Annotated in this window: 21 protein-coding genes and 1 tRNA gene; 12 read left to right on the top strand and 10 right to left on the bottom strand. The window is 59.9% G+C overall.

Going from position 1 to position 19,623, the window contains the following annotated elements; translation table 11 throughout:
- Positions 1-239: 239 nt before the first annotated feature.
- The 4 genes from NNA36_RS11855 to NNA36_RS11840 all read right to left on the bottom strand — a co-directional run bounded on the left by NNA36_RS11855 (position 240) and on the right by NNA36_RS11840 (position 3,924).
- A tRNA-Thr gene (locus NNA36_RS11855) sits at positions 240-315 on the bottom strand.
- A 44-nt stretch (positions 316-359) separates the two neighbouring features.
- Complete coding sequence (locus NNA36_RS11850; protein WP_255107249.1) at positions 360-1,853, bottom strand: heme biosynthesis protein HemY; 1,494 nt, start codon at positions 1,851-1,853, stop codon at positions 360-362.
- A 10-nt stretch (positions 1,854-1,863) separates the two neighbouring features.
- Positions 1,864-3,138 (bottom strand): COG4223 family protein, encoded by a 1,275-nt coding sequence (locus NNA36_RS11845; RefSeq protein ID WP_255107232.1) that lies wholly within the window; start codon positions 3,136-3,138, stop codon positions 1,864-1,866.
- Between the two features lie 51 nt (positions 3,139-3,189).
- The gene (locus NNA36_RS11840) at positions 3,190-3,924 is read right to left on the bottom strand and encodes a uroporphyrinogen-III synthase (RefSeq protein WP_255107231.1); all 735 of its coding nucleotides are present in this window, start codon (positions 3,922-3,924) and stop codon (positions 3,190-3,192) included.
- Positions 3,925-3,982: 58 nt separating this feature from the next.
- Here NNA36_RS11840 and tsaD point away from each other — a divergent pair, with 58 nt between their 5' ends.
- Genes tsaD through NNA36_RS11815 form a run of 5 tightly spaced genes read left to right on the top strand, consistent with a single transcriptional unit; the run spans position 3,983 to position 7,170 of the window.
- Positions 3,983-5,080, top strand: coding sequence for a tRNA (adenosine(37)-N6)-threonylcarbamoyltransferase complex transferase subunit TsaD (gene tsaD, locus NNA36_RS11835; RefSeq protein WP_255107230.1), 1,098 nt, complete (start codon positions 3,983-3,985; stop codon positions 5,078-5,080).
- Complete coding sequence (locus NNA36_RS11830) at positions 5,077-6,042, top strand: NAD(P)H-dependent glycerol-3-phosphate dehydrogenase (RefSeq protein ID WP_255107229.1); 966 nt, start codon at positions 5,077-5,079, stop codon at positions 6,040-6,042. Before tsaD ends, NNA36_RS11830 begins: the two co-directional genes overlap by 4 nt.
- A complete protein-coding gene (locus NNA36_RS11825; RefSeq protein ID WP_255107228.1) occupies positions 6,039-6,308 on the top strand; it encodes a YciI family protein in 270 nt (89 codons plus the stop codon). The genes NNA36_RS11830 and NNA36_RS11825 overlap by 4 nt, the downstream gene beginning before the upstream one ends.
- A complete protein-coding gene (locus NNA36_RS11820) occupies positions 6,308-6,721 on the top strand; it encodes an EVE domain-containing protein (protein ID WP_255107227.1) in 414 nt (137 codons plus the stop codon). Before NNA36_RS11825 ends, NNA36_RS11820 begins: the two co-directional genes overlap by 1 nt.
- Before the next feature lie 56 nt (positions 6,722-6,777).
- Positions 6,778-7,170: a DUF1761 domain-containing protein gene (locus tag NNA36_RS11815; protein ID WP_255107226.1), complete on the top strand. Its 393-nt coding sequence runs from the start codon at positions 6,778-6,780 to the stop codon at positions 7,168-7,170.
- 233 nt (positions 7,171-7,403) lie between these two features.
- On the opposite strand, the gene NNA36_RS11810 is transcribed toward NNA36_RS11815, so the two are convergent.
- Entirely contained in the window at positions 7,404-7,745 is a 342-nt protein-coding gene (locus tag NNA36_RS11810) for a DUF2853 family protein (protein WP_255107225.1), read from the bottom strand.
- 249 nt (positions 7,746-7,994) lie between these two features.
- Here NNA36_RS11810 and NNA36_RS11805 point away from each other — a divergent pair, with 249 nt between their 5' ends.
- Positions 7,995-9,377 (top strand): calcium-binding protein, encoded by a 1,383-nt coding sequence (locus tag NNA36_RS11805; protein WP_255107224.1) that lies wholly within the window; start codon positions 7,995-7,997, stop codon positions 9,375-9,377.
- A gap of 62 nt (positions 9,378-9,439) precedes the next feature.
- On the opposite strand, the gene ahcY is transcribed toward NNA36_RS11805, so the two are convergent.
- Together ahcY and NNA36_RS11795 are read right to left on the bottom strand one after the other, a co-directional pair.
- Positions 9,440-10,825, bottom strand: coding sequence for an adenosylhomocysteinase (gene ahcY, locus NNA36_RS11800; RefSeq protein WP_255107223.1), 1,386 nt, complete (start codon positions 10,823-10,825; stop codon positions 9,440-9,442).
- Between the two features lie 118 nt (positions 10,826-10,943).
- Positions 10,944-11,258: a hypothetical protein gene (locus NNA36_RS11795; protein ID WP_255107222.1), complete on the bottom strand. Its 315-nt coding sequence runs from the start codon at positions 11,256-11,258 to the stop codon at positions 10,944-10,946.
- Between the two features lie 201 nt (positions 11,259-11,459).
- On the opposite strand from NNA36_RS11795, the gene NNA36_RS11790 reads away from it, so the two are divergent.
- Positions 11,460-12,416, top strand: coding sequence for a glycosyltransferase (locus NNA36_RS11790; RefSeq protein WP_255107221.1), 957 nt, complete (start codon positions 11,460-11,462; stop codon positions 12,414-12,416).
- Positions 12,417-12,434: 18 nt separating this feature from the next.
- Here the strand turns inward: NNA36_RS11790 and NNA36_RS11785 are convergent, their stop codons facing one another.
- Complete coding sequence (locus tag NNA36_RS11785) at positions 12,435-12,755, bottom strand: hypothetical protein (protein ID WP_255107220.1); 321 nt, start codon at positions 12,753-12,755, stop codon at positions 12,435-12,437.
- Between the two features lie 138 nt (positions 12,756-12,893).
- On the opposite strand from NNA36_RS11785, the gene NNA36_RS11780 reads away from it, so the two are divergent.
- From NNA36_RS11780 to NNA36_RS11770, 3 genes are read left to right on the top strand one after another with little or no spacing between them, the layout of a single operon-like run.
- Positions 12,894-14,033: a glycosyltransferase gene (locus tag NNA36_RS11780; RefSeq protein ID WP_255107219.1), complete on the top strand. Its 1,140-nt coding sequence runs from the start codon at positions 12,894-12,896 to the stop codon at positions 14,031-14,033.
- Between the two features lie 22 nt (positions 14,034-14,055).
- Positions 14,056-14,640 (top strand): HD domain-containing protein, encoded by a 585-nt coding sequence (locus tag NNA36_RS11775; RefSeq protein ID WP_255107218.1) that lies wholly within the window; start codon positions 14,056-14,058, stop codon positions 14,638-14,640.
- Entirely contained in the window at positions 14,640-15,140 is a 501-nt protein-coding gene (locus NNA36_RS11770) for a GNAT family N-acetyltransferase (RefSeq protein WP_255107217.1), read from the top strand. The genes NNA36_RS11775 and NNA36_RS11770 overlap by 1 nt, the downstream gene beginning before the upstream one ends.
- A gap of 138 nt (positions 15,141-15,278) precedes the next feature.
- On the opposite strand, the gene NNA36_RS11765 is transcribed toward NNA36_RS11770, so the two are convergent.
- On the bottom strand, positions 15,279-15,833 hold the full coding sequence (locus tag NNA36_RS11765; RefSeq protein WP_255107216.1) for an ActR/PrrA/RegA family redox response regulator transcription factor: 555 nt from the start codon (positions 15,831-15,833) through the stop codon (positions 15,279-15,281).
- 74 nt (positions 15,834-15,907) lie between these two features.
- Positions 15,908-16,522 carry an SCO family protein gene (locus NNA36_RS11760; protein WP_255107215.1) on the bottom strand — a complete coding sequence of 205 codons (615 nt, stop codon included), beginning with the start codon at positions 16,520-16,522 and terminating at the stop codon, positions 15,908-15,910.
- Between the two features lie 88 nt (positions 16,523-16,610).
- On the opposite strand from NNA36_RS11760, the gene regB reads away from it, so the two are divergent.
- Together regB and NNA36_RS11750 are read left to right on the top strand one after the other, a co-directional pair.
- Positions 16,611-18,017, top strand: a complete 1,407-nt coding sequence (gene regB, locus NNA36_RS11755) for a sensor histidine kinase RegB (RefSeq protein WP_255107214.1) — start codon at positions 16,611-16,613, stop codon at positions 18,015-18,017.
- Positions 18,018-18,085: 68 nt separating this feature from the next.
- Positions 18,086-19,606, top strand: coding sequence for a PAS-domain containing protein (locus NNA36_RS11750; RefSeq protein ID WP_255107213.1), 1,521 nt, complete (start codon positions 18,086-18,088; stop codon positions 19,604-19,606).
- Positions 19,607-19,623: the final 17 nt, after the last annotated feature.

Raw genomic sequence — 19,623 nt, 5'->3', positions numbered from 1 at the left:
CTTCGATCGGCGTAGGCCAGGTGCCTTCACTCAAGTGGGGTGAAGTACTCGGAGAACGTACAGCTTGTTTCGATGACTGAGCTACATGCGTGAACTTTTGGGTTCGTCTGAAGGAGCGCGTTTTGGACAGATCTCTCGGATACTGAGAAATCACAGCGTATCAAAGGGTGGACAGAAAGGTGGTCTATGCCAATCATCTAACGTCAAAATATTGTTTTATATAGATTTTTTTCTTGAAGTGGTGCCTCAAGAGGGACTCGAACCCCCGACCTTGTCCTTACGAAGGACCTGCTCTACCAGCTGAGCTATTGAGGCACTTGCGCGGGGCTAATAGCACCCCGCGACGTGGTGGAAAAGCGTTATTTTTCCACGTAGCCCGGTTGCACCTCGGGGGTGTCGTCTTCCGGGGTTTCCTCTGCTTCGACAACCTCGGCGTCGATCAGATCCTCGTCTTCGGCCTCGTCGCTCTTGTCTTCCAGAGCCCCCACGATCAGCGGCAGCATTTCCACGCCGGTCGCGCTCATCACGTCCGAGGCCGGCGGTGCCGTCCACGTCAGCGTGTCAAAGGCGTTGCAGTTGCCACAGACCGGTGTCCATTCGGCATGGATGTGATGGCAATTGTCACACACCCACTGCGGGCCGCGCGGCGCGGTCAGCGCCTTGGCCAACCAGCCTTTGACAACCGCGTCATCCGCCCCTTCACCACGCTCGATTGCCGCCATGATGGTCAGCGAACGGGTGGTCGGATCACTCTCGTAGAGATCGCCCAGCGCACGACGCGCAGCGGGGAAATCCTCGGCGGCAATCTGCAACTCGGCCATCAGCATCATCGCCTCGGCATGGCTTTCGTCACCCTTGATCAGGTTGCGGAAGCGGATCACCCGCTTGGCCGGGGTTTCCTCGGGCTCGATCGCGGCAAAGGCGGCAGCCAGATCCGGATGCGGTTGCACCGACCAGGCCTTGCGCAACAGCTTGGTCGCGGCGCGCCCCTTGCCCTGTTCGATATAGCCTTTGGCCGCCATCACGGCCGCCGGGATCAAATCGGGCGACAGCTTGTTGGCCTCGATCGCCTTTTCACGCATTTCGACGCTGGCGTCCTCATCCACGATATCCCGCGCCTCGGACAGCGCCAGAACCGCATCGCGGCGACGGTGCACATCGCGGGGCACCGAACCATAGCGCAGCTTGGCACCCAGCGTCTCGCGCGCGCCTTTCCAGTCACCATCTTCGGCCTGCAACTTGAGCAGCGTATCCTGCGTTTCCACGTGGCGCGGCTTGAGGGCAAAGGCGGTCTCGGCAAGCTTCAGCGCCTTGTCGGTATTCCCTTCCACAAGCTGCTGTTTCATCAGCCCGCGCACACCCACAAAACGTGTGCTGTCATCGGCCAGAAGCTTCTTATAGACCTCGGTCGCCTTGTGGCTGTCACCCGACATTTCCGCCGCCTGCGCCGTAAGCAGATTGGTCAGCTCGGGCTTCTGCAGAAAACGTTCGGCCTTGCGGGCCTTTTCCATCGCCACGCGCCCTTCCCCCGAGGCCAGCGCCAAAAGACCATCAGACAGTGCCTGATAGCCCTTCTTTTCGCGATTGCGATCGAAATAGCGGCTGATGGCCGTGTCATCGCCGTTCAGGAACCGCAGCACCGCCACCAGCAACGAGGCCAGCTTGAACAGCACCCAGCAGGACGCCACCAGCGCCACCAAGGCAATCACCGCCTGAAGCGGGCCAAGCGTGTATTCCACGCCAGCCACGGTGATCATCACACCGCCTTCGCTCTCCATAAGGTATCCGGCACCATAGGTCAGACCGGCAATTGCGGCCACGAACAACAGGATTTTAATCAGGGACCAAAGCATCATGTGTCCTTCAATTCGAATTCAGGCTTTGCGCCAGGGTCTCGACAGCGTCCATCGCGGCAACACGGGCGGCGGCCTTTTCAGCCCATCCCGCCATCAGCGCCTGCGAGCTTTCGGGCAACTGGCCCAACTCCTCAAGCGCCGCTGCAACACGTCCTTCTTTCACCGCCGCTTCGGCGCGGGACAGGATCGCATCGGCATCCTCGCCTTCCTGCGGTGTGGTCGAACGAGCACCCAGCTGGGACTTCAGGAACTGGCCAAGGCGGCCTGCGCCGCTGGCCTTTTCTTCCTGCTTGCGGGCATCCGCCAGCGCCTCGCGGGCAATATCCGGGAAATCCTCGACCAGCTTGGTCAGGGTCGGCACGCCCTCGTCGGCATAATCCGTCAAAGCGGCCGGAATGGCGACACCGCTGACACTTGCCAGCTCGGTCAGCGCGCCGCGATAGGCGGCCCCGGCATCCAGCGCCGCCACAACTCGCGTCAACGCAGCCTGCCCAAGGGTGGCCTGCGCGGTCTTCTCGCTATTGGCTTTGAGCGACTTGGCCTCTTCCAGCTGTGCCGCAACCATCGCCCGCAGGTCTTCAACCTCGCGCTCATAGGCCTCGACCGCTGCCGCCGAAAGGCCCTCGGTCATCGGGCGTTTCTCGGCATCCACCACACGGGTCTCAAGCACAACAAGATTGTTGGCCACGGTCTCGATCCGGTCCGAAAGCCCCTGCAAGCGCACCGCTGCCTCATTGGCACCCGCCGCCGTCGAAAGCGCCTGGTCTGCCGTAGCACTCAGCTTGTCCTGGTTGCTTTGCAACGCGGCGATCAGATCGTCCTGCTTGGCAACGCGCGCCGCCAGCGCCTCGACTGCGCCATCATCCTGTGCGCCGAACAAAATGCCCTGCGTGCTCAGATAGGTTGCACCACCAAAGCCAAGGGCCGCCGCAACAACGCCGCCAAGAACCACGGGCACAAAGCCAACCTTCTTTTCCTCGATCACCGGCGCGGGCGTCTCGGCAACCTCTGCCACCGGCTCGACCTCGGGCTCGGGTTCAGGCTCGGCGTCTTCCGCCACCTCATCCCCGTCTTCGTCGGCCGCTTCCTCAGTGTCGTCCGACAAAGCCTCATCTGCCCCGGGTTCATCCAGAACCACCGCGTCTTCAACGGCCTCTTCTACATTGTCTTCCGGAGCGTCCGTTTCTTCCGAGACCTCCGCATCCACGGTCTCTTGCGGTGCCTTGGCACCCTCTTCGGTCTGAGCCTCGGTCGGCTTGTCGGTTTCGTCTGACTTGGCCACGCGCCTTTACCCTTTCGAATCCGGTTTCGTTCTGCAAATGCCTGTCTGAACTTAGGCCCTGCCGGTTCCACTCTCAATGCGGCACGCTGCATCTGCAAAGTGTTTTATCGCCGCAACCATCGACACCGCATCCGGCGTCTTGGCAATCTCTATTCCCTGCCCCCGCAAGCCCGCCGCCTCTTCGGCCACGGCGTCACTGATGGCAACCACCTGTAACGGTGCCGTGTAGGGACCCTGTGAAACAACATGCTGGGCACTTCGCGGCGAAAAAAGGGGAAGAACAACGGGGTTTTCCCGCATCAACAGGCGCTTTGCCTCATCTGTCAGCGCCCGCGCCTCCTGCGCATAAGCCACCACATCCCGCGTCTCGATCCCCGCCGCGCTCAGCCGCTCTGCCAGATTTCCACGCGCGTGTTCACCGCGAACATGCAGCAGCGGCCCCCGTGGCGCATCGGCCAAAATCCGCTGGTACAGCGCCTCTGCATCGCCCCCTGCCGACACCGCCCGCCATCCGGCCTCTTTCGCAGCCGCAGCAGTGGAATCACCCACGCACCAGCAAGGCAAATCCCGCCCCGCCACCGCGGCCACCCCGTTCTTCGACGTGAAAACCACCCCGGCAAGGTCCGAAGGCAGGGTCACATCCCGGCGGACGATCTCAAGCACGGGGGACATCACCACCTTCAGATCAACACCCGCCTGCTGCAACATCTCGACAAAGGCTTCGGACGCCGCCATCGGCCGGGTCATCAGAAGGGTGAGATCAGAAGTCATTGCAACGGCCAGCATTGTTCAGGGCACCTTTCGGTGTTACCTGCCTGTGAACACCCGCGCAACGGCATTGGTCATGAACAACGAGACAATCATCCTTGGTCTGGAAAGCAGCTGCGACGATACCGCCGCCGCCATCATCCGCGCCGATGCAGACGGCAACCCGGAAATCCTCGCCTCTATCGTCCACGGCCAGACCGAGCTGCACGCCGATTTCGGCGGTGTCGTCCCCGAAATCGCCGCCCGCGCCCATGCCGAAAAACTCGACATCTGTGTCGAAGAAGCCCTCGCCGCCTCGGGCCTTGCCCTCAGGGACGTCACCGCCATTGCCGTCACCGCCGGCCCCGGCCTCATCGGCGGTGTGCTTTCCGGTGTCATGTGCGCCAAGGGCCTTTCCGCCGGTCTTGGCCTGCCGCTGGTTGGCGTGAACCACCTTGCCGGCCATGCCCTGACCCCGCGCCTGACCGATCAGGTGGCCTTTCCCTACCTGATGCTTCTGGTCTCCGGCGGGCATTGCCAGTTCCTGATCGCCCGCGGTCCCGAGGATTTCTCGCGCCTTGGCGGCACCATCGATGACGCCCCGGGCGAGGCCTTCGACAAGACCGCCCGCCTGCTGGGCCTGCCGCAACCCGGTGGTCCCTCGGTCCAGAAAGCCGCCGAACAGGGCGATCCCAAAAAGTTCCGTTTCCCGCGTCCCCTGCTGGACAGACCCGGATGTGACATGTCCTTCTCCGGCCTGAAAACCGCGCTGCTGCGCGCCCGCGATGCCGTGATCGCCGAAAAGGGCGGACTCACGGAACAGGACCGCGCCGATCTCTGCGCCGGGTTCCAGGCCGCCGTTGTCGATGTTCTGGCCGAGAAAACCCGCCGCGCCCTTGTGGAATACCTTGCCGAAAACCCTGCCCAGCCGCTCTTGGCCGTGGCCGGTGGCGTGGCCGCAAATACCGCCATTCGGGCAAGGTTAGAGACGCTTTGCGCCGAACACGGCGTCACCTTCACCGCGCCACCTCTTGCGCTTTGCACCGACAATGCTGCGATGATCGCCTATGCGGGGCTTGAACGTCTGCGTCAGGGGTTGTCAGATGACTTGACACTGGTGGCCCGCCCGCGCTGGCCGCTCGACAAGAAAGCGCCCGCCCTTCTGGGCAGCGGCAAGAAAGGGGCCAAGGCATGAGCATCAGCGTGATCGGCGCAGGCGCGTTCGGAACCGCCCTTGCCATTTCGCTTGCCCGTACCGGCACCCCCGTCACCCTTTGGGCACGCGACAGGGATCACGTCGCGGAAATGGCCGCCGCGCGGGAAAACACCCGCCGCCTGCCGGATGCCGCCTTTCCCGAAACACTGCACGTGACCCACGACATCGGCGCGGCGCTGGCTGACACCATCCTGCTTGCCGTGCCGATGCAGAAACTGCGCGGCTTCCTGCTCGAAAACCCCACCCTGAACCACCACACGCTCGTGGCGTGCTGCAAGGGCGTGGAGCTGGAAACCGAACTTGGCCCCGTCGCGGTGATCCGCGATTGCGCCCCCGATGCCACGCCCGCCATCCTGACCGGCCCCAGCTTTGCCGCCGACATCGCGCGCGGCCTGCCCACCGCCCTCACCCTCGCAGTCGAAGACGATGCCGTTGGCCAACAGTTGCAACAGGCGCTGACCACACCCAACCTGCGCATTTACCGCACCACCGATACCACCGGTGCCGAACTTGGCGGCGCGCTCAAGAACGTGATCGCCATCGCCTGCGGTGCCGCTATGGGCGCAAACCTTGGCGAAAGCGCCCGCGCCGCCCTGATGACCCGCGGCTATGCCGAAATGCAGCGCATGGCCCGCGCGCTTGGGGCCCGCCCCGATACGCTGGCCGGTCTCTCGGGCTTTGGGGACCTCACGCTCACCTGCACCTCGGTCCAGTCCCGAAACTACCGGTTCGGCCTGTCGCTTGGCCGCAAAGAAGCCTTCGACCCGAATGTCACCGTCGAAGGCGCCGCCACCGCCCGCGCCGTCACCGCCCGCGCTGCCCATCTTGAAATCGACATGCCGATCACTCAGGCCGTCACCGCCCTGATTGACGGAAAACTGGCCATTACACAGGCGATGGAGCTTCTGCTCTCACGCCCGCCCAAGGAGGAACACCCATGAAAATCGCCCTGATCGCCAAGGACAAACCCGGCGCCCTTGAGATCCGCAAGGCCAACCGTGACGCCCACGTCGCCTATCTCAAATCCACCGATGCCGTTGAAATGGCGGGCCCGTTCCTGAATGAGAACGGCGAGATGTGCGGCTCGCTGATCGTCCTGAACATGTCGCTGGAAGAGGCGCAGGACTGGGCCGCCAACGATCCCTACAAACAGGCCGATCTCTTTGCCTCGGTCGAACTGATCCCGTGGAACAAGGTGATCGGCTGATGCGCTACTGGCTGTTCAAATCCGAACCCAACACCTGGAGCTGGGACCAGCAGGTTGCCAACGGGGACGCCGGCGAAGAATGGGACGGCGTGCGCAACTATCAGGCCCGCAATTTCATGCGCGAGATGCAGATCGGCGACCGCGGTTTCTTTTATCATTCCCTGAAAGAGAAATCCGTGGTCGGCATTGTCGAGGTCATCGCCGAGGCGCATCAGGACTCCAAGACCGACGATCCGCGCTGGGAATGCGTGGACATCAAGGCGGTGGAACCGGTGCCCAATCCCGTCTCGCTTGACATGATCAAGGCCGATCCCCGCCTCACCGAAATGGTGCTGGTCAGGAACTCCCGCCTCTCGGTGCAACCCGTCACCGAAGCCGAATGGCAGATCATCTGCGACATGGGCGGCCTGTAGGCAAATCCCTGATCCTCCGCCATACTGTGCCTGAACATGCGCAGCAGGAGACGATCATGGAATTCATTTCGGTTATCGCGGCGGCCATCGCCTCTTATGTCTTTGGGGCTGTCTGGTACATGGCCCTTGGCCGCCCGTGGATGCAGGCCGCCGGCATCACCCCCGACGAAAACGGCCGCCCGCCCAATTCAGGCGCCCTGCCCTATATCGTGGCCTTTATCTGCGCGATCTTTGTCGCTGGCATGATGCGCCACGTCTTTGCCCTTGGTGGTATCGCCTCGCCCGGCGCAGGCCTGATCGGCGGGCTTGGCATCGGCCTGTTCCTGGCCACGCCATGGATCGCGACCAACTACAGCTTTGCCGGCCGTCCTCGCGCGCTGATCCTGATCGACGGCGGTTACGCCACCATTGGCTGCACCCTGATGGGGCTGGTTCTTACGCTGCTCTGAAACTGTGAACGGGGGTCCGTCCGACGGCACCGGCCAGATCCCCCGTTCCCCCACGTGCTCCCTACTCACCACACGTGAACCGATATTCAGGGTCTGGCCATCCTGGCGCGACTTGTCCCTTGATACCGCATTCCCCACCCTCGCGGCAAACACCAAGTATCTAGAAACATTCCCAAATAAGTAACGCCCGCTTAACCAAAGCGGGCGCTGCTTCAAGAAACCGGATCGCCGGTTCAGCCGTAGATGGCTTCCTTGCCGAAATGCTTGGTCAGCATGTAGTAGACAACCGCACGATACTTGTTGCGCTCCGAACGGCCATAGGTCTCGATCACCGAATTGATCGCATCCATCAGCTCCGGACCATCCGCAAGGCCCAGCTTCTTCACAAGGAAGTTGTTCTTGACGGTCTCAAGCTCGCTTTCCTGCGTTGCCGCAACGGTCGAGGCATCATCATTGTAGATCGCCGGACCGCACCCAATGGTCACCTTGGTCAGCAGATCCATGTCCGGCTCCATGCCGCACTTGTTCTTCAGGTCGTCCGCATATTTCGCGATAAGATCGTCGCGTTTGCCCATTTCAAATTCTCCCTTGTGGCGGGTGCCCCCGCAAAAAGTTCCCGAACCCCGTGGTTCGCAAGCAGGTTAGACATTCCACCCCGACCCACAAAGGGAAAAATCCCGCCGGTTTCCCCCATGCCCAAGGTGACCTAGGGTCAATAAAACAAGGGGCAACCGCCCCTCCCCTGCATCATCACAACCCTCTTACTTGATTTGCAACAGGCCCTGCGGCAGGATTTTGGAAATTTCTCAGATCAGGATATTGCCATGTATTACCGACACTACGCGACCATTCCCGAACCCAGCCTGAAACTCATCTTCGATCAATTCGTGGCCTCGGATGCGATACTGACCCCCATCAACGATACCCTCCTGTTTATCGACCTGCCCAGCGGCCCAAGCCTAGAGCTCTACTTCAACAACGATCTCACGCTTGACGGTGACGGCAATCCGACCGGCGGAAGCATCTACTACGGCAAGTTCTGGCACCCGACATTCTCGACATGGGCCTGCGAGTTCGGCCACGCCGCCGAAACCTACAGCGACATCACAACCCTGATTGCGGCGAGCGAGGACTTCCGCAATGCCACCACCGACGCAGAGCGGCACACCGCCTTTTCCGACTTTGCCAACGAATGGGTTCAGGGCGATCCGGTGAGAGAGCTTGGCTCAACGGGCGATGACGCCGCAATGGGCTGGCTCACCGACGACGAAGGGCGGCTGGGCCAAGGCAATGACACCTGGTGGCTGACACCCGGCGATGATTTCGTGCACGGCGGACAGGGGAATGACTGGCTTGTGATGCCAACCCCATGGGTCGGGCCGTCCTGCGACATGGACGTCGACATGACCGCCGGAACGGCCACGTCGATCGATGAATCCTGCGGCTACGACACAACCTTCCGCGGCTTTGAAAATGTCGAAACCGGAGACGGAAACGACCGCGTTCAGGGCGATTCAAACGCAAACGCCATCAACCTCGGGTCCGGCGCGGATTCCGCAAGCGGCGGCGACGGGTTCGATACGCTCTCCGGCGGGCAGGGCAACGACACCCTGAACGGAGGCAACGGCTTTGACTCCCTCGACGGCGGCAAAGGCCGGGATCGTGCCAGCGGCGGCAAGGGCAATGACAAGATCAAGGGCCAGGGCGGCAACGACAGGCTGAATGGCGATGGCGGCCAGGACACCATCGAAGGTGGCGGCGGCAACGATACCGTCAGCGGCGGTGGCGGCAATGACCTCCTGTTTGGCGGCGCGGGCTCTGATGTCGTCAAGGGCGGACTGGGAAGCGACCGTCTGTTCGGAGGAGACGGCAATGACATCCTGTTTGGCGGGAGCGGCGATGATTTCATCTGGTCCGGCAACGGTCTTGATACGATGACCGGAGGAGCAGGTAAGGACACCTTCACATTCTCGAAGTCCACACTGGACGACCCCAAGGTGATCACCGACTACGAGGCAAACGAAGAAATCCGAATTCACAGCAGCAACATCGGCGGACAACTCGACATTCGCACCAATGCCAACGGCGATTACATTCTCGTCGACGACGTTCCCGGCGAATTCGACATTATCCTCGTGACGCTTGAAAACACCTCGCACCTTTCGGAAAGCGACATAACGGCCAACATCCTGCTGCCTGGCAGTTGATCGCACAAAAAAACGGGGCCGTGTTGGCCCCGCTTTTATCTCGTCCAATATCCGACTGGAAATCAGTAGCGGTAGTGTTCCGGCTTGAACGGACCGTCGACCGAAACCCCGATATAGTCTGCCTGTTCCTTGCTCAGTTGCGACAGCTTCACACCGATACGCTCGAGGTGCAGGCTGGCAACCTTCTCGTCCAGGTGCTTGGGCAGGATGTAGACGTCGTTGTTATACTCTTCGCCACGGGTCCACAGCTCGATCTGCGCCAGAACCTGGTTGGTGAAGGAAGCCGACATCACGAACGACGGGTGGCCGGTTGCGTTACCAAGGTTCAAGAGACGACCTTCCGACAAGAGGATGATACGGTTGCCCGAAGGCATCTCGATCATGTCCACCTGTTCCTTGATGTTGGTCCACTTGTGGTTCTTCAGGCTTGCAACCTGGATCTCGTTGTCGAAGTGGCCGATGTTGCCGACAATCGCCATGTCCTTCATCTCGCGCATATGCTCGATGCGGATCACGTCCTTGTTGCCGGTGGTGGTGATAAAGATGTCAGCGTCTGAAACCGCGTCTTCCAGCGGCAGAACCTCGAAACCATCCATCGCCGCCTGAAGCGCGCAGATCGGGTCAATCTCGGTCACTTTCACACGGGCGCCTGCTCCGCGCAAAGATGCTGCCGAGCCTTTGCCCACGTCACCGTAACCACAGACCACGGCAACCTTGCCGGCCATCATGGTGTCGGTGGCGCGGCGGATACCGTCCACGAGGCTCTCTTTACAGCCGTATTTGTTGTCGAACTTCGACTTGGTGACACTGTCGTTCACGTTGATCGCCGGGAACGGCAGCTGGCCGTCACGAACCAGTTGATACAGGCGGTTCACACCGGTGGTGGTCTCTTCCGACACACCCTTGATCTGGCCACGCATCTTGGTAAACCAGCCCGGGCTTGCTTCCATGCGCTTCTTGATCTGGGCGTGGATCACCTCTTCCTCTTCCGAAGACGGAACGCCAAGATCTTCACCCGCTTCGGCGCGCGCGCCTAGCAGGATATAGAGGGTCGCGTCGCCACCATCATCCAGGATCATGTTCGGGCCTTCGTCGAACAGGAAGGATTTGTCGAGGTAATCCCAGTGCTCCTCAAGGGTCTGGCCCTTGATCGCAAAGACCGGTACGCCCGCCTTGGCAATCGCCGCCGCAGCGTGGTCCTGGGTCGAGAAGATATTGCACGACGCCCAGCGCACATCCGCGCCCAGCGCAACCAGCGTTTCAATCAGAACCGCAGTCTGGATGGTCATGTGCAGCGAGCCCACGATGCGCGAACCGGCCAGCGGCTGGCTCTCACCATATTCTTCGCGCAGCGCCATCAGGCCCGGCATCTCGGTTTCGGCAATGTCCAGCTCTTTGCGGCCGAACTCGGCCAGGGTGATGTCCTTAACGATATAGTCGGTCGCCATTGCGCCGTGCTCCTCTGAGGCAAGTCATTTGCCGCCCCAGATAGCACCGCAATGGCGTTTCGACAATGGCACCCCGTAAACCAAGGTATTTCACAGTTCTGAGGCCCCGAATAAGGGATCAGCTGTTCACACCCTCCGGCTCTTTGACAAGCTCCTGCTGGAACCAATCTGTACCTGCGGCAACCACACAAGAGATCCCCTGCGGGTTGGTGACAATGACAGTGAAGGTGCCGGTATCTGTCGAGGTCCACACCTCGATGAGCGACGAACTCGCGCGGCTTCCCTGAAGCCCACCCGCGGTCAATTTTTCGCTAAACTGGCTTTCCAGCCGCTCCACAACCACATCGCGCAGCGCACAGTTGGCGGCAAACGCGGGCGGCGCAGTCGCGGCCATTCCAAACAAGACAGTTGCAGTAAACAGACGTTTGAACATGTTTCTCTCCTTTGCATAACACTTGGTCCGCAAGGAGCGCCGGAGGTTCACCGACCTCCCTGCCCTATCAATATGGGGTCGGCTGGGAACCAATCCCACACACATCGGTTCACGAAACCGTCGTGCCGCAGGTGATCGCCCTCCTGTTCCCAAACCCGACAATTCCTGATTGAATGGGGTGACCCTGATTGAATTCCTCCAATGCACAGCCAAACACCTTTGCCCGAAAACAAATTCGCCCTGGTCTACTGTGTCGACAAAACCATGCTGCCGATGGCGCTGTTTTCGGCCCAGGACGCCCTGAACAATTCCAGAAACCGTGCGTTCGATATCGTGATCTGTAGCCTGGATCCCCTTGAGCTTCCCGAAAGCCTCAGCCCCCTTGATATCCGTTTCGAACACCTCCCCCTGCGCGACACGATCGAAGGCCTCGACCTGCCCCTTGGTGGATGGCTTCCGGTGACAACCTACATGCGTCTCTGGCTCTGCCAACACTTCGCAGACCGATACGAACGCCTGCTTTATCTCGATGCCGACACCACCGTGCCGGGAAAGAAAATTTCGTCTCTATTCCACTTTGATTTGCACGAAAACCCGGTTGCCGGCACCCGCGACGTGCTGCAATGGCGACGTCCTGACAGGGGCATTCACGACTTTGACGTCCGCAACATGCACGGCCACGCCTACCTGAACGCGGGCGTCACCCTGTTTGACGTCCCTCGCTTCAATCACCTGAAGTGTCTGGAAAGAATGCTGGCCTTTGTCGCCCAAGACCGGAACATCCTGCACCACGACCAGTCCCTGCTCAACCTGGTGCTCCTGGAGGAACGCGCCGAACTGGGTCCCGACTGGAATTGGCAGTGGACCCGTGATTTTCCGTATTTTTCAGAAAAGGCGCAGCCGCAGATCATACACTTCTGCGGCTATCCGAAACCATGGGTGCCCGAAGGCACCCCCTACTATCCCGCCGAACTGCAAACCCGCTATGCCGCGTTCTTCGCCACGCATTTCCCGCATCTTGCCTTCACGCCGCTCGCGGGGCGCAAGGCCCGGTTGCCGCTTTGGAAACGGGCGCTGGTCGTGCTCGACCATCTCCGGCACCTGCCCGCCTATCGCCGCCTGCGCCGCCGGTTTCCTGACGAAACCGTTGTCCACTGACCCGATGATCGCGTCAGGTCAGCTTGCCGTGCCGGGCACGATCTTGCTGTTACCCGGAAGCGCCCGGAACCAGTCGGTCCCCGCCGCCACGACACAGGAAATGCCATGCGGGTTTGTCACGATAACGGTGAAGGTGCCGGTTTCATCCGACGCCCAGACCTCGATCACGGACGTGGCCGCCTGGTTGCCCTGAAGGCCACCTGCTGCCAGTGCTTCGGAGTATTTTGATTTCAACCGCTCGACCACGGTGTCGCGCATCGCACAGTTTCCGGCCAACGCCGGTGGGGCTGCAACGGCCATCCCGAACAGGACGCACGCTGCGATTGCTCGCCTGAACATGCCAGTCTCCATTTCTGCTCGTTACAGGGGAGGCGGGCACGCGGGAGGAAGGAACGTGCCCCCCAAGCCCTGGAATGCGGGATCGCGCCACCGTGGCGAATACTCCGCGTTGGCAGCACGCGGTCCCGACATGAAATCATGATGCGCCTGAAATGTGGCATTTTTGGGGCAGCCCCATTTGAGCCGCCATCCCCCCTACAAAAACGTGATTTCGGCACCATGCCCGGTGAATGCTATTTTCGCATCCAGTACGAGTTGCCCCGGGTATTGTTTATGAAATCATCTCAACCACCGCCCGTCCCACGATCCAAAGCACTGGTCTATTGCGTCGACAGCGCCAGCCTGTCGACTGCGCTTTTCTCGGCTTTCACAGCGGCAACCACGGTAGACAGGCGCGACTTCGATATCCTGATCTGCTCGCTATCCCCTCTTCCCGTCCCCCGACAACTCTCCGAACTCGGCATCGAGAACCTGGTGCTTGACCTGCGCGCAACATTGCAAGCGGCGAACTTGCCAACCAAATGGCTCCCGATCGAGGCCTACTTGCGCCTCTGGCTACCCGAAGCCCTTCGCCATCGCTACACGCATCTCCTCTATCTCGACGCCGACACCCTTCCGAACTGTCGCAATCTCTCGCATCTGTTCGAGATGCACATGGGCGATCATCCAGTCGCCGCCGCCCTCGACAAGACCCAGCTGTTTGCGCTGGATACCCCGGTTCTCGACTTCGAAAAGCGCGGCATTGATTGCGTGAAATATCTCAATTCGGGCGTCCTCCTGATCGACGTCGACTGCTGGAACGCCAAGAACATGTTGGCGCGCACCCTGTCGGAAAAAGATCGGAACCCGGACTTCATGTTCCACGATCAATCGCTTCTCAATCTGGTCCTGTGTGGTGAATTTGCCGAACTCAGCCCGCATTGGAACTGGCAGATCGTACATTCCTTCCCGCGTGCCACCCGCTTCTATGATCCCGGCGTGCTGCACTACACCGGCCTGTGCAAACCCTGGCACGCAGGGCAAACAGCCACCTGGTACAGCGACGCGACAATTGCGGCCTTCCAGACGTTTTTCGCCGAACACGCCCCATCGGACCATTTTCCCAAACCGGAAACAGGATGGCTGCGCCACCCCTGGCCCAAGCGGCTGGATCGCGAGATCGACCAGATACTGACCTATCCCAAGATCCGGCGCTTCATGGCGCGCTATCCCGATCCTTGGAAAGCCCATCATCCCCTGTTGCCTCGGGGGTCCACCCTGGGCTACCCAGAGGCGTAACTGGAACGAACAGGAAACAGACATGGCCCGCGCCTGGCAACGTATGCTCTCCGGTCGCCGGCTCGACCTGCTTGACCCGACACCGGTCGACATCGAGATCGAAGACATCGCCCACGGCCTCGCTTTCGTGGCGCGCTGGAATGGCCAGACCAAGGGCGATTTCGCCTATTCCGTGGCCGAACACTCCCTGCTTGTCGAAGAGATCTTTGGCCGCATGAACCCCAAGGCACCGGCCAAATGGCGCCTTGCGGCCCTTCTGCACGATGCGCCGGAATACGTGATTGGCGACATGATCTCGCCGGTCAAGGCCGCCGTCGGCCCGGGCTACGAAGACCTCGACAAGCGGCTGACCGCCGCGATCCACATCCGCTTTGGCCTGCCCGCCGCCACACCGGTCCAGATCAAGCGCCAGATCAAGAAGGCCGACACTCTCAGCGCATGGATGGAGGCCACCGAAATCGCCGGCTTCACGCAGGCCGAGGCGAACAAGATTTTTGGCAAACCGGATCATGGCCTGATCGACGGCCTGCACATCCGGCTCCGCCCCCCTGTTGACGTGCGCAACGACTATACCGCGCGGCACAACGCCTTGCTGGCGCAAATCTGATGCACTCACCCGTCTCTGTCCGCCCCGGCAGCACGCCTGACCTGCGCCAGACCGCGGAACTCTTGAACGAGATCATCAAGATCGGCGGCACCACCGCGATCACCACACCACTGACCCGCGACCAATTGGGAGAATGGCTTCAGGCCAACACCCCGCGCTCCGCCTGGCACGTGGCGATCGACGACGACGGAGAACTCCTCGGCTTTCAATGGATCGGCCCCTGGCCCGACCTTCCCAATGCCGCCTGTGACATTGCCACTTTCGTAAAGTCCGGCCGCACCGGCCACGGCATCGGCTCGAAACTGTTCGAAGCCACCCGACAAGCCGCGCTCGAACTTGGCTATGACTGGATCAACGCCAATATCCGCGCCGACAACGAAGGCGGCCTGACCTATTATCAAAGTCGCGGTTTCCGCATCTGGAACAGGCTTGAGAATGTCACCTTGTCCGACGGAACACGCGTCGACAAGGTGCTGACAAGATACGATCTGAAAGACTGAAACGGCGGCCCAAAAGGCCTAACAGGGCGAACGACCGATTAACCCCATGAAAACAGGGTTAACGCCCGTCGCACCGACGCAATACAGCTGTAATACCGACGCAATACCGACGTTGGATTTTAAGGATTCCGGAAAACCTTACCGCGGCGAACGCTTGGCCAGAATGCGCTGCAGCGTCCGGCGGTGCATGTTCAGGCGACGCGCGGTTTCACTCACATTGCGATCACACTGTTCATAGACCCGCTGGATATGTTCCCACCGCACACGATCCGCCGACATGGGGTTTTCGGGCGGCGGCGGAAGCTCGCCTTCCGGTGCCAGAAGCGCGTTCATCACGTCCTGCGCATCCGCAGGTTTGGCAAGGTAATCCGCGGCCCCGATCTTGACCGCCGCAACTGCCGTCGCAATCGCACCATAACCCGTCAGGACAATCACCCGACAGTCCTCGCGCTTGTCACGAAGCACCTCGACAACCTCAAGGCCATTACCATCCTCAAGTCGCAGGTCAACCACTGCATATGCGGGGGTACGTGCGGTCGCAATGGCCTTGCCCGCCGCAACCGACTGGGCTGTCTCAACCTCAAAGCCACGTTTTTCCATGGCTTTTGCCAATCGGCGCAGGAACGGCTCATCATCGTCCACAAGCAGAAGTGACTTGTCGGGGCCAATGTCCTGCAGGCTGTTTTCCACCATCCGTCCCTATTCCTCCAACCAATTTCCACAAGTATTAACTTGCGAATACGTGGGGGTCAAACGGTGTGGAAACATTACATCTTTTCGACAAAGCAGCCGATGCGATCTGCCATCTGTTCCGGCGTCACATCTCGTTTGAAATAGTCGACAAACCCGTGCTCTGGCAGCACGAGATAGCTGAAGGTCGAGTGATCGACGAGATAGTACTCCGGATCGTCACTCTCCTGCTTCTTGTAGTAGGTACGATAGGCCTGGCTCGCGGCCTTCACCTGCGCGGCCGATCCGGTCAGACCCACCATGCGCGGATGCATGTAGTCGGTGAATTCCGCCATCACTTCCGGCGTGTCGCGCTCCGGGTCAATCGAAATGAAAACAGGCTTCACCGACTGCCCACGCTCCTCCAGAATCTCAACCGCCTCGACGTTGCGGGTGTTGTCCAGCGGGCAAACATCAGGGCAGAAGGTATAGCCGAAGTAGAGCAGCGAGGGCTCGGTGATGACGTCCTTGTCCGTCACCGTCTCGCCCGTCTCGCTCACAAGTTCGAACGGACCACCAATCGCCCCGGCAACCGCGCCTTCACGACATTGGGCGAATTGATCCTCATCGCCGGACCCTTGGGAAAAGTAGAACGTCCCCCCAAGACCTGCCACCACGACGACTCCTGCGAGAATTGCGAGATTACGGACCATGATGACCCCCGGTACCTTGATTGGTTGAATGATGCTCAAGCGACACCTAACAATTGATCCGGCAGGAACAAGTGGCAAAGGCACACAGATGACGGATTTTTCCGCAGAATTGATCTCCGGCAGTGGCCGCAGCAACTGGATTCGTCTGCGCACAATCATCATGGTCCGCTGGATTGCCGTCTGCGGTCAGTTGATTGCCCTGATCATCGCCCAGCGCATGTTCGCCCTCGAGCTTGAATACGGCCTTTGTTTTCTGGCGATCGGCATCTCTGTTATCGGCAACCTGATCGCGATGTTCGTTTTCCCGGAGAACAAGCTGCTCTCCGAGACCGAGAACTCATTCATGATCCTGTTCGATCTGTTGCAGTTGTGTTTCTTGTTGTTCTTGACGGGCGGCCTGCACAATCCGTTCTCCATTCTCGTGCTTGGCCCCATCACGATTTCCGCGTCTGTCCTGTCAGTCCGATCCACAATCGTCATGGCCACAATCGCCATTGTTCTCGTGACCCTGATGCTCTGGTTCCACATGCCCCTGCGCACAGAACAGCGCTTCATTCTCCGGATGCCCGATGTCTTTGTCTACGGCAGCTGGGTCGCCATCGTGATCGCCATCCTTTTTTCCGCGGTCTACTCAAGGCGCGTTGTTACCGAAATGGCCTCGATGTCCCAGGCCCTCGCCGCAACCCAGATGGCCCTTGCCCGTGAACAGAAACTGACTGACCTCGGTGGCGTGGTTGCCGCGGCCGCGCATGAACTTGGCACCCCGCTTGCCACCATCAAACTCACCAGTTCCGAATTGATGGACGAGCTGGATGAAATCGAGGACAAGCCGCATCTCTACGAAGATGCCGAACTCATCCGCGATCAGGCGAACAGATGCCGCGAAATCCTTCATTCCATGGGCCGCGCCGGCAAAGATGATCTACACGTGCGCCAGGCTCCGCTGACCACGGTGATCGAAGACGCCGCCGAACCGCATATGGAAAGCGGAATCGACATTCACTTCGAGCGGGCAAAATCCCAGAACCCCGACGACCAACCCCCCAGCATTCTGCGACGTCCGGAAATCATTCACGGCCTGCGCAACCTGATTCAAAACGCGGTTCAGTTTGCCCGGGCGAATGTCTGGGTAGAATCCTCCTGGACGGATGAAACGATCACCCTGCGTATCATGGACGACGGCAAGGGCTATCCTTCGCACCTCATCGGCCGGATCGGCGACCCTTTCGTCCGCAAGCGCCGAAGCGACCGGGAAAGAAAACAGCGCCCCGGTTACGAGGGCATGGGGCTTGGTCTTTTCATCGCCAAAACCCTGCTGGAACGCAGCGGGGCCGAGCTTAGCTTTGCCAATGGGTCCGACGGCTATCTCCCCTCACGCGACACCGCCAGCCCAACCGGCGCCATCGTCGAGGTCATCTGGCCACGCGAACTCATCGATGCAGAGGCGTCCCGCACAACATCGGCCCTCGGCGAAAATCCGAAAATCACTGGATAAACACTGCGTTTAAGCCCTCATTAACCAATTTGCGCCCAACATTGCCCAGACTTTGTGGGTGGGGCGCAATGACCGAAGTACTGGGTTCTCAATGGCTCATCGCAATTCCGCTTGGATTTGCCTTGGCGATGCTGGCTTTCGCACTGATCAACTTCGCGACACGGGCTGGCTCACCCGGATTGCCTGTGCCCGATCCCGCCCGCCCACAAGGAATGCTCCTGTTCCAATCCGGGGCAATGGTTGACGCGAATCCAGCCGGCCTCGCTTGGTTGAAGAATGAAACCCCGCAAGGAATCGATTGGGCTTCCGCTGCTTCCATCCTGCAAGAACGCTTTCCAAATTTTCCAACCGAACAAGGCGCTCGAGACTGCCGATCAACAGAGTGTTTTGTCGCACTGAACCCGCAGGACCCAACTTTTGCCATTCTGGATCAATGGGATGATCTCGCCCGCATTCGCATTCAGACACGCACATACGCAAACCAGAACTCAGCTCCCGGTTTCGCCGAAGTCGCAATGACCAATACGCCTTATCCCATCTGGCAGACCGACGTTTCGGGCAAACTGCTCTGGGCAAATACAGCATACCTCGCTTTGGCCAAAACGGTTCTGCCTGCCGAAAAAATGTCACCCCTTCCCAGATTGTTCGAAACACCGGTGCAATCTGACACCCCACGCCGAACGGCCGTCAGGAACCCGAACGAGAATGTTGTCCTTTGGTTCGACGTGACCAGCGTAAAAGCCGAAGGGTCGTTTATCCATTATGCCTCGGATGCGAATACGATCGTGAGCGCGGAAATCGCGCAACGGAAGTTTGTTCAAACTCTCACCAAAACCTTTGCGCAACTCTCCATTGGCCTGGCGATATTCGATCGAAATCGCCAGCTTTCCCTCTTCAATCCGGCGCTCATTGATCTCACATCGCTCCCCGCAGACTTTCTTTCGTCTAGGCCCAACATGCAGGCATTCTTTGATCGTCTTCGCGAAAACCGAATGATGCCGGAGCCAAAGAACTATTCCTCGTGGCGCGAAAGGATCGCCGAACTCGTGGTGGCGGCAGCCGATGATCGCTACAGCGAAACATGGTCACTGCCCAGCGGACTGACCTACAAGGTCAATGGCCGGCCTCACCCTGACGGGGCCATTGCTTTGCTCTTCGAGGATATCAGTGCGGAAATTTCGTTAACACGGCGGTTTCGGGCTGACATTGAACTTGGGCAATCAATCATTGACGCATTGCCCGACGCGATTGCGGTCATGTCGCCCAACGGAACTATCAGCAATAGCAACCGGGCCTATCGCACCCTGTGGTCCACGGACCCGGACACCACGCTGGCGAACTATACGATTGGGGATGCCTTGTCCCAATGGAGGCGAGCCAGCGCCGAGACAGATTTCTGGAAAAAGGCGCAAGACCACATCGAAACCCTCGACTCGGACAAACCTTTCTTTGGCAGATTTGAAATGAAGTCCGGCCAGTCCTTCAGTTTTCAACTTTCCCCGCTAAGCGCGGGCTTCAAAGTCATCTCTTTTTCACCGCTGGACTCCGGGGATACAGACGTCTCGAGATTAAAAACCCGAACAGTCTGAAACCAAGCTGCTTGCGG

The organism is Shimia sp. CNT1-13L.2, assembly GCF_024331145.1.
GTDB lineage: Bacteria > Pseudomonadota > Alphaproteobacteria > Rhodobacterales > Rhodobacteraceae > Shimia.
The sequence above is the reverse complement of the archived record's forward strand: the minus strand, read 5'-3'. Positions and strand labels throughout refer to the sequence as shown.